The sequence below is a fragment of the Rathayibacter sp. Leaf299 genome (assembly GCF_001423055.1).
GTDB classification, from domain to species: domain Bacteria; phylum Actinomycetota; class Actinomycetes; order Actinomycetales; family Microbacteriaceae; genus Rathayibacter; species Rathayibacter caricis.
The window spans coordinates 1,293,975-1,308,295 of the sequence record NZ_LMNT01000001.1 but is presented as its reverse complement, the minus strand read 5'-3'; the positions used below and the strand labels follow the sequence as shown (position 1 = coordinate 1,308,295).

Genomic DNA, 14,321 nt, shown 5'->3' with positions numbered 1-14,321 from the left:
GGACCCCTCTCAGGACTTCAGGTACGGCTTGCCGGCGGCCGCCGGTCCGCGGGACTGCCCGACCAGGCCGGCGACCGCGAAGATCGTCACCAGGTACGGCAGCATCAGCATGAACTCGCTCGGCACCGGCGAGCCGATGACGCCGAGGACGTTCTGCAGGTTGGTCGCGAACCCGAACAGCAGCGACGCGAGGGTCGCCTTGATCGGGTCCCAGCGGCCGAAGATGACCGCGGCGAGGGCGATGAAGCCGGCTCCGGCGGTCATCTCCTTGCCGAACGAGCCGACGGCGTCGAGCGTGTAGTACGCGCCGCCGATTCCGGCGATGGCGCCCGCGAGCGACACGTTCCAGAAGCGGGTTCGCGCCACGTCGATGCCGACGGTGTCCGCCGCCTGCGGGTGCTCGCCGACGGCGCGCAGGCGGAGGCCCCACTTCGTCTTGAAGAGACCCCACCACACGGCGAAGATCGCGAGGTACATGAGGTAGACGATGATCGACTGCTTGAACAGCACGGCGCCGATCACCGGGATCTGGCTGAGCACCGGGATCGGCAGCGTCTCGAACTGCACGGGCGAGTTGAAGGTGGGCGAGTCCGACGTGAGCACCTGGGAGTAGAGGAAGCTCGTCAATCCGGTCACGAGGACGTTCAGGACGACGCCGACGATCACCTGATCGACCACGTACTTGATCGCGAACGCGGCCAGAACGAACGACACGAGCACGCTCGCCAGCATCGCCGCGACGAGGCCCAGGACCGGCTGGCGGGTGATCGAGGCGACGACCGCCGCGGTGAAGGCGCCCGCGAGCAGCTGCCCCTCGATCGCGACGTTGACGACTCCGACCCGCTCCGAGATCACCCCGCCCAGCGAGCCGAAGATGAGCGGAGTGGCGAGGCCGACGGTGCCGAGCAGCAGTCCCGACACGGGCAGCGTCGCGCCCGCGGACGCCCAGACGAGGAACCCGATCAGGAACACGAGGGCGAACACCGTCGAGCACCAGAGCGGGATGCGCCGCGCCGCCCGCGTCATCAGGGCGGCGAGCACGGTCAGCACGACGGTGACCACGGCGACGACCACTCCGGTCGCCCGGGTGGGGAAGGGCAGGTCCGGCAGGGCGAAGAAGTCCCCGCCGGCAGCGAGACGGAACGAACTGGTGCCGTCGCGGCCCAGCGCGACGAACAGCACGATCGAGAGCAGCGCGAACACGCCGAACGCGATCGGCGCCTTCCAGCTGCGGACCGCGACCCGGGAGCCTCCGACGGGCGCAGTGGTGGCGAGCGCGCTCATGCGGAGACCTCCGAGGCTCGGCGCGTGCGGCGTCTCGGCGCGGCGCCGGGAGCGGGCAGGCGGAAGATCGCGCGCACCAGGGGCGGAGCGGCGATGAAGAGGACGATCAGCGACTGCACGACGAGGACGACGTCGATCGGCACGCCCTGGGCGGCCTGCATGGAGTAGCCGCCCGCCTTGAACGCGCCGAAGAGGATGCCCGCGAAGAACACGCCCCACGGCCGCGACCGCCCGAGCAGGGCGACGGTGATCGCGTCGAAGCCGATGCCGGCGTCGATCCCGGACGTGAAGCCCGTCGTGACGGTGCCCATCACCTGCGCGCTGCCCGCGAGGCCGAGGAGACCGCCGGAGAGGAGCATGGCGTACACGTAGCTGTTCTTGACGTCGATGCCGGCCACCCGTGCCGCGTGCGGGTTCTCGCCCACCGCGCGGAACTTGAAGCCGATGCTCGAGCGGTTCAGGAGCCACCAGACGAAGACGGTCGCGAGGATCGCGAAGACGAAGCCCAGGGTGAGCGAGTAGCTCGGGCCGAGGAGCGACGGGAAGACCGCCGTCTCCTTCATCGCCGGGGTCTTCGGGTTGTTCGAGCCCGGCGCCTGCAGGGCGCCGGGAGTGCGGAGCAGGTACGAGATCAGGTAGAAGGCGACGTAGTTGAGCATGATCGTGAGGATCACCTCGTGCGCACCGGTGCGCGCCTTGAGCACGCCGACGAGCCCTCCCCACAGAGCGCCGCCCAGGATGCCGGCGGCGAGCGCGACGATCAGGTGGACGCCCCACGGGAGGTCGAAGGAGAAGCCGACCCAGCCGGCGCAGGCCGCCGCGATCAGCATCTGCCCGCGGCCGCCGATGTTGAACAGGCCGACGCGGAACGCGAGCGCGACGCCCAGACCGCCCGCGATCAGCGGGGTGGCGAAGGCGAGCGTGTCGGTGAGCGGCTTGATGCCGTTCGCGAAGCCCTCGCGGCGGAAGTTGTAGACGGATCCCTGGAAGAGGGAGGAGTAGGCGCCGGCGACCGACTGCCAGATCGCCTGCAGGGTGTCGATCGGGCGGGCGAAGAAGTAGCCGGACGCCTCCTGGACATCGGGGTCCGTCGCCGCGATCAGCACGCCGCCCGCGATCAGCGAGAGCAGCACGGCGAGCACCGACATCAGAGCGGTGCCCGAGAGGATCTCGCGCAGCACGCGGGACGCGCCGCTCTCGATCGCGCCGGGGCGCGCCTCCTGACCCGGCTTCTGGCCGGGCTCGAGGCCGGTGGACTTCTCGGTCTCCGCGTCGGGATCGACCGCGGGCAGTTGCGCGTCGCTCACGCCGCCGCTCCCTTCTCGGCGGGCGACTGCCCTGCCATCATGAGCCCCAGCACGTCGCGGGGGGTGTCGGCGGGCACGATGCCGATGATGCCGCCCTTGTACATGACCGCGATGCGGTCGGCCAGGGCGGCCACCTCGTCGAGCTCGGTCGAGACGACGATCACGGGCACGCCGGTGTCGCGGGTCTCGACGATCCGCTTGTGGACGAACTCGATCGAGCCGACGTCGATGCCGCGGGTGGGCTGAGCCGCGATGAAGAGCCTCAGCTCCCGGCTCAGCTCGCGCGCCAGGACGACCTTCTGCTGGTTGCCGCCGGAGAGGCGGCCCACGTGGGTGCCGATGCCCTGCGCCCGGACGTCGAACTCGCGCACGCGCTCCTCGGCGAAGCGGTCGAGCTCCTTCAGACGGAGGGTGAGGCCCTTCACGAACGGGCCTCCGTCGCTGCGGTCGAGCATGAGGTTCTCGGCGATCGTGAACTCGGCGACCAGGCCGTCCTCGGTGCGGTCCTCGGGCACGAAGCCGACCCCGGAGTCGAGGACGCGGCGCACGGAGAGCCCGTCGAGCCGCTTGCCGTCGAGGGTCACGGTGCCCTCGACCCGCTCCTGCAGCCCCATGATCGCCTCGGTGAGCTCGGTCTGCCCGTTGCCCTGCACGCCGGCGATGGCGAGGATCTCGCCGCGGCGGACCTCGAACGAGACGTCGTCGACGACGGCCTGCCCGTTCGCGTCGCGGACCGTGAGTCCGCTGACGACCAGGGCCTCGTCGCCCGCGCGCGCCTGCTCCTTCCGCACCGTCAGCTCGACGGCACGACCCACCATCAGCGACGCCAGTTCGGCGTTGCTCGCCGTCGGCGACGCCTCTCCGACGACCTTGCCGAGGCGGATGACCGTGATGCGGTCGCCGACCTCGCGCACCTCGCGCAGCTTGTGCGTGATGAAGACGATGGCGGTGCCGGCCGCGCGCAGCTGGCGCATGATCGCGATGAGCTCGTCCGTCTCCTGCGGGGTGAGCACCGCCGTGGGCTCGTCGAAGACGAGGACGCGGGCGTCGCGCGAGAGCGCCTTGATGATCTCGACCCTCTGCTGCACGCCGACGGGCAGATCCTCCACGATCGCGTCGGGATCGACGTCGAAGCCGAAGCGGTCCGAGATCTCCCGCACCCGGGCGCGCGCCGCGGCGAGGTCGAGTCGACCGCCGGACTTCGTCTGCTCGTGACCGAGCATCACGTTCTCGGCGACCGAGAAGACCGGCACGAGCATGAAGTGCTGGTGCACCATGCCGATGCCCGCCTTCATGGCGTCGCCGGGCCCGGAGAAGTGCTGGACGGCGTCGTCGAGCAGGATCTCGCCCTCCTCGGCCTGGTAGAGGCCGTAGAGCACGTTCATCAGAGTCGACTTGCCCGCGCCGTTCTCGCCCAGGAGGCAGTGGATCTCGCCGGGTTCGACCGTGAGATCGATGTGGTCGTTGGCCACGAGGGCGCCGAAGCGCTTCGTGATGCCCCGCAGTTCGAGCTTCATGGAACCAATCTAACTTTCGGTCGGGCTCCCGGCGTCGACGGGGCACGAGGACGTCCGGCGACGGAGAGGGGACGTGCCGCGCCACCGCTGCGCCCCTTCGCGGAGGGGACCCGGCGGCGGCAGAGAAAAGAGGCCGGCCGGCTCCGGGATCCCCCGGGGCCGGCCGGCCTCTTCGCGTCGACTAGGACGCGGCGGGAGCCGACGGCGACTCGACGGTGATCGACCCGTCGATGATGCCCTCGGTGATCGCGTCCAGCTCGCCCTGCAGGTCCGGCGAGACCTTCGACTCGAAGTCGTGGAACGGGGCGATGCCCACTCCGTCGTTCTCGAGCGTGCCCACGTACGGCGTGGCGTCGAACTCGCCGGCACCGGCGGAGGCGGTCACGTCGGACGTGCCCTCCTTGATGCCCTTGAGGATCGAGGTCAGGTACAGGTCCGACCCGTCCGGGTAGGTCTCGTACAGGTCGGCGTCGACACCGACCATGGCGATCTCCTTGCCGGAGTCGCGGATCGCCTCGATCGCCGACTGGAAGATCGGGCCGCCCACGGGGAGGATGACGTCGGCGTTCTGGTCGATCAGCGACTGCGCCGCCGACTTCGCCTCGACGCCCGCCGCGAACCCGCCGGTGAAGGAGCCGTTCTGCGACGCGACGTCCCAGCCGACGACCTTCACGTCGGTGCCCTTCTGCTCGTTGTAGTAGGCGACACCGTCCGCGTAGCCGTCCATGAAGATGGTGACGGTCGGGTAGGGCTGGCCGCCGAAGGTGCCGACGACGCCGGTCTTCGAGTACGACGCCGCCGCGTAGCCCGCGAGGAACGCGGACTGCGAGGTGTCGAACGTGATCGGCTTGACGTTCTCGAGGTCGATCGAGGCGTCGTCGATGATCGCGAAGTCGATGTCGGTGTTCGCCTCGGCCGCGGCCTTGGTCGCATCGGCGAGCGCGAAGCCGACCGTGATGATCAGGTTGCAGCCCTGATCGACGAGGCTCGTGAGGTTCGGGGCGTAGTCGGTCTCGGACTCGGAGGTCACGTCGACCGGCTCGACACCGAGCTCCTCCGACGCCTCGACGAGACCGGTGTAGCCCAGCTCGTTGAAGGACTTGTCGTCGAAGCCACCGGCGTCCGAGACCATGCAGGGCAGGAAGTCGCTCGTCGCGGCGGCGCCCGAGTCGCCCTCCTCGGGAGCGGAGGCGCAACCGGCGAGAAGCGCGGTGACGCCCAGAGCGGCGAGACCGCCGAACGCGGCCTTACGCGTGGTGATAGTCAAGAGATTCGTCCTCCAGGATTCGGCCCGAGCGTCGTGCGCAGCAGGGCGTCGATCCGCTCACGTTACCCAATGTGACGATTCACTCAGGGCTTCCGGGGGATGCGTTCGGAAGTCGTTACACGGTGTTTATTTTGTGGAGGAGGCGCGGGCGCCTCCTCCACCGCGGTCGGCTCGCAGAGGTGGGGCGTTTCCGAGAGCGGGGTGCGTCGGGCTGGCGGACATCGCTGGCACGCGATCTCCGCTCGCGGCCCTCCACCTTGCGCTCGAGGTTCCGAGCTGTTCGGAGTGACTGCGCGCGGACGAGCACGGGCAGCAGGAGGACTGCGCGCTGCGCGCGGACGGGCACGGACAGCAGGAGAGCTGCGCGCTGCGCGCGGACGGGCACGGGCAGCAGGAGGGACGAGTACGGACAGCAGGAGGGTCGCGCTGCCGAGGACGGGGGTGTGCGAGGCGGGAACGACGAAGCGCGGCGCTCCCGGGGGAGGCCGCGCTTCGAGGAGGGTGGGGCTAGAGGACGTCGGTGCGGCCCGAGAGGCGGAGGGCGTCGACGACGCCCTTGACCTTCTGCGCGTTCTCCGTGGTGGTGACGAGGAGGGCGTCGGGGGTGTCCACGACGACGATGTCCTTCACTCCGATGAGGGCGATGGTGCGGTTGCCGCCGCTGACGACGATTCCGGTGGCGGAGTCGGCCAGGACGCGGGCGTCCTCGCCCAGGATCGCGAGGTCGGAGCGGAGACCGCTCGCGTGCAGCTTCGCGATGGAGGCGAAGTCCCCGACGTCGTCCCAGGAGAAGTGACCGGGGATGACCGCGAGCTTGCCCTCCGCGGCGGCCGGCTCGGCCACGGAGTAGTCGATCGCGATCTTCTCCAGCCCCGGCCAGATGCGGTCGACGACCGCGCCGCGCTCGGGGGTGTCCCACGCCTCGGCGAGCTCGAGGAGCCCGGCGAGCAGCTTCGGCTTGGAGCGTCCGAGCTCCTCGAGGAGCCGGTCGGCGCGGGCGATGAACATGCCGGCGTTCCAGAGGTACTGACCGCTGCTGACGTACTCGCGGGCGGTGTCCGCATCGGGCTTCTCGACGAAGGAGTCGACGGCGAGGGTGTGCGCGGCACCGTCGATGCCGAGGTGGTCGCCGGTCCTGATGTAGCCGAATCCGACCGCCGGCTCCGTCGGCGTGATGCCGATGGTCGCGATGTAGCCCGCGTCGGCGGCGATGACCGCCTCCGCGACGGCGTCGTGGAAGAGGTGCTGACCGCTGATGACGTGGTCGGCCGCGAACGAGCCGATGATCACTCCGGGCTCGCGGCGCTCGAGGATCGCGGCGGCCAGGCCGATCGCGGCGGAGGAGTCGCGCGGCTCGCTCTCGAGCACGACGTTGACGTCCTCGAGCTTCTCGAGCTGGCGCTCGACGGCGGCGCGGTGCGCCCGGCCGGTGACGACCATGATCCGGTCGGCGCCCGAGATCGGGGCGAGACGCTCCCACGTGTCGCGCAGGAGGGTCTGGCCCGAGCCGGTGAGGTCGTGCAGGAACTTCGGGGCGTCGGCCCGGGAGAGCGGCCACAGCCTCGAGCCGATCCCACCTGCGGGGATCACGCTGTAGAAGCGGTCGAGCGGGGCGCGGCCATCGGTCTCAGGTGATGTCATGTCCGCAGGATACAAGGGCGTCCGGACGCGACCGTCCGTTCACCGGGCGGCGCTGCGCCGTTCACGCGGGCGCCGTAGCGTCCGGGGCGTGAGAGTCGCGGTCGTCACCGAGAGCTTCCTGCCGTCGTTGAACGGCGTGACCACGAGCGTCCTGCGGGTCCTCGACGAGTTCGCCGCCCGCGGCATCGAGGCCCTGGTGGTCTGCCCCGCCGCGGGAGCACCGGCCCGCTACGCCGGGCACCGCGTGGTCGAGCACCCCGCGATCGCCTACCGCGACTTCCCGGTCGGCATCCCGACCCTCGCCCTCACGCGCGAGCTCGCGGACTTCGCGCCCGACGTCGTGCACGTCGCCTCGCCCTTCCTACTGGGGGCACGCGCCATCGCCTCGGCGAACCGCCTGGGCGTGCCGAGCGTGGCCGTCTACCAGACGGACGTCGCCCGCTTCGCCGCGCGGTACGGCATCCGGGGAGCGCGCGCGCTCGCCTGGAAGGTCATCCGGCAGATCCACGCGGGTGCCGACCTGACTCTCGCCCCCTCCAGCAGCGCGCTCGACGATCTCTCCGCCGCGGGGATCGAGCGCACTGCGCTCTGGGGACGCGGCGTGCAGAGCGACCGCTTCCACCCCCGGATGCGCTCCTCCCCCTACGCCCACGAGGTGCGCGCGCCGCTCGCTCCGGACGAGGCGCTCGTCGGCTACATCGGCCGGCTCTCGCCCGAGAAGAGAGTGGAGCGCCTCGCCGCACTCGCCTCACTCCCCGACGCGGCGCTCGTGGTCGGCGGCTACGGCCCCTCCTCCGCCCGGGTCGCCGCGGCCGTCGGGTCTCGCGCCCGCATGCTCGGCCGGCTCGACGGCGAGCGGCTGCCCGCCGTCTACGCCGCACTCGACGTCTTCGTGCACACGGGCACGGAGGAGACGTTCGGCCAGACGGTCCAGGAGGCGCAGGCGTCCGGGACCGCGGTCGTCGCCCCGCACGCGGGCGGACCGACCGACCTGATCGAGCACGGCGTCGACGGCCTCCTCTACGCCCCCGAGAGCGACTCCGATCTGCGCCGTCAGGTCGAGCGCCTCGTCCGCGACCCCGCCCTGCGCGCCCGCCTCGGCGAGGCGGGGCGGCGGCGCGTGCTGCACCGGACCTGGAGCGCGCTCACGGACGAACTGCTGGGCCACTACGCGGCCGTCGGGGTGCCCGCCGTGGTGGAGCACCGCAGCTAAGGCTCGCCTTAGCCGCGCTCTCCCGGAACGCCGTTTAGAATCGAAGGGCGAGAATCTCGTCGCTCCCCCGCCCCGTCCGCGTCCACGAGACGCGGAGCAGGTCAGGCCGTCGGAGTGCACAACCAGGGAGGGTTGTCCGTGTCAGTTCAAGCTGCTCAGACCCTCGCACCCCGGAAGCAGGGGAAGATCCGCCGTCCGGCCGGAACCCTCTACCGCGGTCGCGAAGGCATGTGGTCGTGGGTGCTCCACCGCATCACCGGTGTCGCCATCTTCTTCTTCCTCCTCGTCCACGTCCTGGACTCGGCCCTCATCGCCGTGAGCCCGGAGGCGTACGACGCGGTGATCGGAACCTACAAGAACCCGATCATGGGCCTGGGCGAGACGGGGCTGGTGGGCGCCATCGCGTTCCACGCCCTGAACGGCCTGCGCATCATCCTGGTCGACTTCTGGAGCTGGGCGACGCGCAACCAGCGCCTGCTCTTCTGGGTGGTCATGGGCCTCTGGGTCGTGCTGATGCTCGGCTTCGCGCCGCGCCACCTCATGTTCGTCTTCGGAGAGGGAGGAGGGGAATGAGCACCGTCGCCGCCCCCCGCACGCCGCACACCCCGACTCGTTCCTCCGGGACGAACTGGGAGAAGTGGGGCTGGATCTACATGCGCGCCTCCGGCGTCGTGCTGATCGTCCTGATCTTCGGGCACCTGATCTACAACCTCCTGCTCGGCGACGGCATCAAGGCCATCGACTTCGGCTTCGTCGGCGGCAAGCTCGCGAACCCGTTCTGGCAGTGGTGGGACGTCCTCATGCTGTGGCTCGCCCTGATCCACGGCGGGAACGGCATGCGCACGCTGGTCAACGACTACGCGACCTCGCCGCTGCTGGCCCGCGCCTTCAAGGGCGGGATCCTCGTGGCCGTCGTCTCCCTGATCGTCCTCGGAACCTGGGTCGTCTTCGCGTTCGACCCGTGCCCGCCGAACACGGCGGCCGAGTTCCTGCCGTCGTTCTGCGGCGCCTGACGCACCGCCGCTGATGCGGGAGGAGGCGCTGCGGTCGACCGCGGCGCCTCCTCCCGGGTCCGGCACCCCTCCCCGTCCTCCTCACCCGCACAACGGAGCACCCACCCAGTGAGCACAGCAGGCCACGTACACCCCGGCGGCGACCAGAGCGCCTTCACGCAGACCGTCGGACCCGACGGCGTCCACTACCACCAGTTCGACGTGGTGATCGTCGGCGCCGGCGGCGCCGGCATGCGGGCGGCCATCGAGGCCGGCCCCAAGGCGAAGACCGCCGTGATCTCGAAGCTCTACCCGACGCGCTCGCACACCGGAGCGGCGCAGGGCGGCATGGCCGCCGCGCTCGCGAACGTCGAGGAGGACAGCTGGGAGTGGCACACCTTCGACACTGTCAAGGGCGGCGACTACCTCGTCGACCAGGACGCGGCCGAGATCCTCGCGAAGGAGGCCATCGACGCGGTCATCGACCTCGAGAACATGGGCCTCCCCTTCAACCGCACCGAGGACGGCAAGATCGACCAGCGCCGCTTCGGCGGTCACACCCGCGACCACGGCAAGGCGCCCGTGCGCCGCGCCTGCTACGCGGCCGACCGCACCGGCCACATGATCCTGCAGACGCTGTTCCAGAACTGCGTCCGCCTCGGCATCAACTTCTACAACGAGTTCTACGTGCTCGACCTCGTGATGACGAAGGTCGACGGCGTCGACAAGCCCTCCGGAGTCGTGGCGTACGAGCTCGCGACGGGCGAGCTGCACGTGTTCCAGGCGAAGGCGATCATCTTCGCGACCGGCGGCTTCGGCAAGATCTACAAGACCACCTCGAACGCGCACACGCTGACCGGCGACGGAGTCGGCATCATCTGGCGCAAGGGCCTGCCCCTCGAGGACATGGAGTTCTTCCAGTTCCACCCGACCGGCCTCGCCGGCCTCGGCATCCTCCTCACCGAGGGAGCGCGAGGAGAGGGCGCGATCCTCCGCAACGCCTCGGGCGAGCGCTTCATGGAGCGCTACGCCCCGACCATCAAGGACCTCGCGCCCCGCGACATCGTCGCGCGGTGCATGGTCCAGGAGGTCGCGGAGGGCCGCGGCGCCGGTCCGCACAAGGACTACGTGCTGCTCGACTGCACGCATCTGGGCGCCGAGGTCCTCGAGACGAAGCTCCCGGACATCACCGAGTTCGCCCGCACTTACCTCGGTGTCGACCCGGTCGTCGAGCCGGTGCCGGTCATGCCGACCGCGCACTACGCGATGGGCGGCATCCCGACGAACGTGAAGGCCGAGGTCCTCTCGGACAACACCACCGTCGTGCCGGGCCTGTACGCGGCCGGCGAGTGCGCCTGCGTGTCGGTGCACGGCTCCAACCGCCTCGGCACCAACTCCCTCCTCGACATCAACGTCTTCGGCAAGCGCAGCGGCAACAACGCGGCCGACTACGCCAAGACCGTCGACTTCACTCCCCTGCCCGCCGACCCGGCCGGAGCGATCCGCGACATGCTCGCCTCGCTCCGCGACGCGACCGGCACCGAGCGGATCGCCTCGATCCGCAAGGAGCTGCAGGACGAGATGGACAAGAACGCCCAGGTGTTCCGCACCGACGAGTCGCTCGAGCAGGTCACCGGCACGATCCAGCGCCTGCGCGACCGGTTCCGCAACATCTCGGTGCAGGACAAGGGCAAGCGCTTCAACACCGATCTCCTGGAGGCCGTCGAGCTCGGCTTCCTCCTCGACCTCGCTGAGGTCGTCGTGTTCTCGGCGCGCAACCGCAAGGAGAGCCGTGGCGGTCACATGCGCGACGACTTCCCCAAGCGCGACGACGACAACTACATGCAGCACACGATGGCGTACCTCTCCGGTGACGCCCACTCCTCCGATGCCGGTGACCACATCCGGCTTGACTGGAAGCCCGTCGTGATCACCCGGTACCAGCCGATGGAGAGGAAGTACTAGCCATGTCGACCGCTACCCTCGAGCAGCCCCCCGCGGCCCCCGCCGCCCCGGAGGCGTTCACCGTCACGTTCATCATCCGCCGCTTCGACCCCGAGGTGGACGCCGAGCCGCGCTGGCAGGACTTCGACGTCGAGATGTACTCGACCGACCGCGTCCTCGACGCCCTGCACCGCATCAAGTGGGACCAGGACGGGTCGTTGACCTTCCGCCGTTCCTGCGCGCACGGCATCTGCGGCTCGGACGCGATGCGCATCAACGGGCGCAACCGCCTGGCCTGCAAGACGCTGATCAAGGATCTCGACATCTCGCAGCCGATCTACATCGAGGCGATCAAGGGCCTGCCCCTCGAGAAGGACCTCGTCGTCGACATGGAGCCGTTCTTCGCCTCGTTCCGCGAGGTGCAGCCGTTCCTGATCGCCAACACCCCGGCGCCCAAGGGCAAGGAGCGCGTGCAGTCGGTCGCCGACCGCGCCCGCTTCGACGACACCACGAAGTGCATCCTCTGCGCCGCGTGCACCTCGTCGTGCCCCGTGTTCTGGACCGACGGGCAGTACTTCGGCCCGGCCGCCATCGTGAACGCGCACCGCTTCATCTTCGACTCGCGCGACGACGCGGGCGGAGCCCGTCTCGACATCCTCAACGACAAGGAGGGCGTGTGGCGCTGCCGCACGACCTTCAACTGCACCGAGGCGTGCCCCCGCGGCATCCAGATCACTCAGGCGATCGCGGAGGTCAAGCAGGCGGTCATCCGCGGCCGCGCCTGATCGCACGAGCACTTCCCCGCGAGCTTGGGCCGTGAGAACTCGTTCGGCTCGTCGGAATCCTCGGATCCGGCGAGCCGAACGTCGTTCCGCGAGCCGGAGGTGGGCCGCAGGTTCCTCCCCAGGGACGGACGTCACGACCCTCTCCCAGGATCGGCCGAGGCCGGGCGGAGCTGCGCGGCGGCTCGACGAGTGTCGGAGCATGAAGTACGGCGTGCACCACATCGGGTACCTCCGAGCGATCGGGATCGACACTCCGACCGCGGTCAGGGCGGGAGCGCTCCGCCGCATCCGCTGAGGCTGGTACGCCGCGCCGAACGCGACCACCGACGAACTGCAGGCCGCTGCCGCGTGCGGCTCGCTCAGCTGCATCTCGCTCCTGGCCGAAGCGGGCGCGTTCCGCCCCGCCGGACGAGCGCCTGCCCCTCGCCATCACCTCGAGTTCGAGGCCCCGCCCGGCCGTCCTCGATGCTCGAATCGTGACGCACTGGAGCCATCGCGTCCGGGAGGCGGAGTACCGCTCGATCCGGGCGACTCGCGAGGAGGCCCTCGCACAGGTCTTCCAGTGTCAGCCGCGCCCTCTCACGATCGCCGTCGCCGACTCCTGCCTTCGCCTCCGTCTCCTAGCGCCGAACGCCCTCGCTGCAGTGGTCGGCGTCCTCCCCTCCCGACTCTCGGGCGTCGTCCGGCTCGTCGACGCGCGGGCCGAGTCCGGATCGGAATCGGTGGCGCGCGTCGGTCTCGTGCTGCAGGGTCTCGCCTGCGACGTCCAGGTCCAGGTCCCCGGTGTCGGCCGCGTCGATCTCGTGGTCGACGGATGGGTGCTCATCGAGGTCGACAGCCGTGCCTGGCACGATGACGAGCGCTCGTTCCAGCGGGACCGTCGACGCGACCGCGCCGCCGCGGCACTCGGGTACACGTCCCTCCGTTTGACGTATGCCGACGTCATGCACGACTGGCCGCGCACCCTCGACAGCATCCTCGCCGTGCTCGCCCGGGGCCGTCCCGTCTGACGCCTCGGTCCGTCGAGCCGGGGCCCATCGTGGGGACTTCTCGGCTCGCACGACTCGGTTCGGCTCGTGGAACAAAGCGGGTTCGACGAGCCGAACGCGGAACCGCGAGCCGGAGCTGGAGGTGGAGCCGGAGGTGCAGGAGACGGCCTCGCTCCGGCCCTACCCTTGGAGGCATGACGGAGGCGGCGACAGACACTCCGCGCGGCATCCCGGCGCTGATCGAGCGGGTGCTGCGCACGCGACCGCTCCGCGTCTTCCTGCACTACTCCGAGACCGGCGGGCCGCTCTTCGCCTCGGGCCTGGCGTTCCAGGCGCTCTTCGCCGTCTTCGGCGCGCTGTTCGTGTTCTTCGCGGTGTTCGGCTTCTGGGTCCGCGGGGACACCGCGCTGCGCGATTCGCTGATCGAGCTCGTGCAGCGCTCGATCCCCGGACTGATCGGCGGCAAGGGCTCCCTCGTCTCCGTCGACACGCTGCTGGACCAGTCGATCCTGGGCTGGACCGGAGTCATCGCCGCCGCGGTCCTGCTCTGGACGGCCCTGAACTTCCTCGGGAGCCTCCGGCAGGCCGTCCGGATCCTCTTCACGCTGCCCGGTCCGACGACGCTGTTCGTCCTGCTCAAGCTCAAGGACGCCGGACTCGCGCTCGTCTTCGGAGCCGTGCTGCTCGTCTCCGCGGGCCTGTCGGTGTTCTCGACCACGTTCGTCGACGTCGCCTTCGACTTCCTCGGTATCGGCAGCGACTCGGAGCTCGGACGCATCACCGGTGGTGCGGTCGGCCTCCTGATCATGCTCGCGCTCGACACCGCGACCCTCGCCGGATCGTTCCGGATCCTGTCGGGCATCCCGATCCCGTGGAAGAACCTGTGGGTCGGAGCGCTGATGGGCGGCGTCGCCCTCGGCGCCCTGAAGATCCTCGGGACGCAGCTGCTCGGCGGCGCGTCGCGCAACCCGCTGCTCGCGTCCTTCGCGGTCCTCATCGGTCTGCTGATCTGGTTCAACCTCGTCTGCCAGGTCATCCTGATCGTCGCCTCGTGGATCTCGGTCGGGATGAGCGACGCCGGCATCTCGGCTCGCAAGCTCACCCCGGAGGAACGCGAGAAGGAGCAGGAGGAGCAGCTGCGCGCCGCACGCCGCACGCTCGCAGAGGTGGAGCGGCAGCGTCTCACGACCGCCCTCGCCGACGCCTCCCTGCTCAAGCGGCGGCGGATCGAGAAGAGCCTGGAGCGCCTCGACGAGGAGCTCGCCGAGCTCTCGGCCTGACCCGCGCATCCGAGGACCGCCCCACTCCGCGGGCGCGCTGCTCCACGCTTGTCGAACATGTTTGTTTCTGTTGACTTCGTGGGTAAACGGGTCTAAAAAGAT

At 70.1% G+C, this 14,321-nt stretch carries 12 protein-coding genes; 7 read left to right on the top strand and 5 right to left on the bottom strand.

Features of this window, described 5'->3' with window-relative positions; translation table 11 throughout:
- Positions 1–9: 9 nt before the first annotated feature.
- From ASF48_RS06260 to ASF48_RS06240, 5 genes are all read right to left on the bottom strand, one after another.
- A complete protein-coding gene (locus tag ASF48_RS06260) occupies positions 10–1,284 on the bottom strand; it encodes an ABC transporter permease (protein WP_055788023.1) in 1,275 nt (424 codons plus the stop codon).
- Positions 1,281–2,591, bottom strand: coding sequence for an ABC transporter permease (locus tag ASF48_RS06255; protein WP_235577186.1), 1,311 nt, complete (start codon positions 2,589–2,591; stop codon positions 1,281–1,283). Before ASF48_RS06255 ends, ASF48_RS06260 begins: the two co-directional genes overlap by 4 nt.
- On the bottom strand, positions 2,588–4,108 hold the full coding sequence (locus tag ASF48_RS06250; protein WP_055788019.1) for an ABC transporter ATP-binding protein: 1,521 nt from the start codon (positions 4,106–4,108) through the stop codon (positions 2,588–2,590). Before ASF48_RS06250 ends, ASF48_RS06255 begins: the two co-directional genes overlap by 4 nt.
- Positions 4,109–4,289: 181 nt before the next feature.
- Positions 4,290–5,375 (bottom strand): BMP family lipoprotein, encoded by a 1,086-nt coding sequence (locus tag ASF48_RS06245; RefSeq protein WP_055788016.1) that lies wholly within the window; start codon positions 5,373–5,375, stop codon positions 4,290–4,292.
- Positions 5,376–5,882: 507 nt separating this feature from the next.
- A complete protein-coding gene (locus ASF48_RS06240) occupies positions 5,883–7,016 on the bottom strand; it encodes a mannose-1-phosphate guanylyltransferase (RefSeq protein ID WP_055788011.1) in 1,134 nt (377 codons plus the stop codon).
- Positions 7,017–7,104: 88 nt separating this feature from the next.
- Between ASF48_RS06240 and ASF48_RS06235 the strand changes: the two genes are divergently transcribed.
- The 7 genes from ASF48_RS06235 to ASF48_RS06205 all read left to right on the top strand — a co-directional run bounded on the left by ASF48_RS06235 (position 7,105) and on the right by ASF48_RS06205 (position 14,219).
- Positions 7,105–8,229: a glycosyltransferase family 4 protein gene (locus ASF48_RS06235; RefSeq protein ID WP_055788007.1), complete on the top strand. Its 1,125-nt coding sequence runs from the start codon at positions 7,105–7,107 to the stop codon at positions 8,227–8,229.
- Between the two features lie 138 nt (positions 8,230–8,367).
- A complete protein-coding gene (gene sdhC / locus ASF48_RS06230; RefSeq protein ID WP_372488113.1) occupies positions 8,368–8,802 on the top strand; it encodes a succinate dehydrogenase, cytochrome b556 subunit in 435 nt (144 codons plus the stop codon).
- The gene (locus tag ASF48_RS06225) at positions 8,799–9,242 is read left to right on the top strand and encodes a succinate dehydrogenase hydrophobic membrane anchor subunit (RefSeq protein WP_055787999.1); all 444 of its coding nucleotides are present in this window, start codon (positions 8,799–8,801) and stop codon (positions 9,240–9,242) included. Before sdhC ends, ASF48_RS06225 begins: the two co-directional genes overlap by 4 nt.
- Before the next feature lie 201 nt (positions 9,243–9,443).
- A complete protein-coding gene (sdhA, locus tag ASF48_RS06220; protein WP_230673091.1) occupies positions 9,444–11,186 on the top strand; it encodes a succinate dehydrogenase flavoprotein subunit in 1,743 nt (580 codons plus the stop codon).
- A 2-nt stretch (positions 11,187–11,188) separates the two neighbouring features.
- A complete protein-coding gene (locus ASF48_RS06215) occupies positions 11,189–11,950 on the top strand; it encodes a succinate dehydrogenase iron-sulfur subunit (protein WP_055787993.1) in 762 nt (253 codons plus the stop codon).
- Between the two features lie 476 nt (positions 11,951–12,426).
- A complete protein-coding gene (locus ASF48_RS06210; protein WP_055787990.1) occupies positions 12,427–12,960 on the top strand; it encodes a DUF559 domain-containing protein in 534 nt (177 codons plus the stop codon).
- Between the two features lie 173 nt (positions 12,961–13,133).
- A complete protein-coding gene (locus ASF48_RS06205) occupies positions 13,134–14,219 on the top strand; it encodes a YihY/virulence factor BrkB family protein (protein ID WP_055787988.1) in 1,086 nt (361 codons plus the stop codon).
- Positions 14,220–14,321 lie beyond the last annotated feature (102 nt).

Excerpts from the sequence above, each read along its gene's own strand:
- ASF48_RS06205 (WP_055787988.1), top strand. The coding sequence starts at position 13,134 with ATGACGGAGGCGGCGACAGACACTCCGCGCGGCATCCCGGCGCTGATC.
- ASF48_RS06250 (WP_055788019.1), bottom strand. The coding sequence starts at position 4,108 with ATGAAGCTCGAACTGCGGGGCATCACGAAGCGCTTCGGCGCCCTCGTG.
- ASF48_RS06240 (WP_055788011.1), bottom strand. The coding sequence starts at position 7,016 with ATGACATCACCTGAGACCGATGGCCGCGCCCCGCTCGACCGCTTCTAC.
- ASF48_RS06225 (WP_055787999.1), top strand. The coding sequence starts at position 8,799 with ATGAGCACCGTCGCCGCCCCCCGCACGCCGCACACCCCGACTCGTTCC.
- ASF48_RS06260 (WP_055788023.1), bottom strand. The coding sequence starts at position 1,284 with ATGAGCGCGCTCGCCACCACTGCGCCCGTCGGAGGCTCCCGGGTCGCG.
- ASF48_RS06215 (WP_055787993.1), top strand. The coding sequence starts at position 11,189 with ATGTCGACCGCTACCCTCGAGCAGCCCCCCGCGGCCCCCGCCGCCCCG.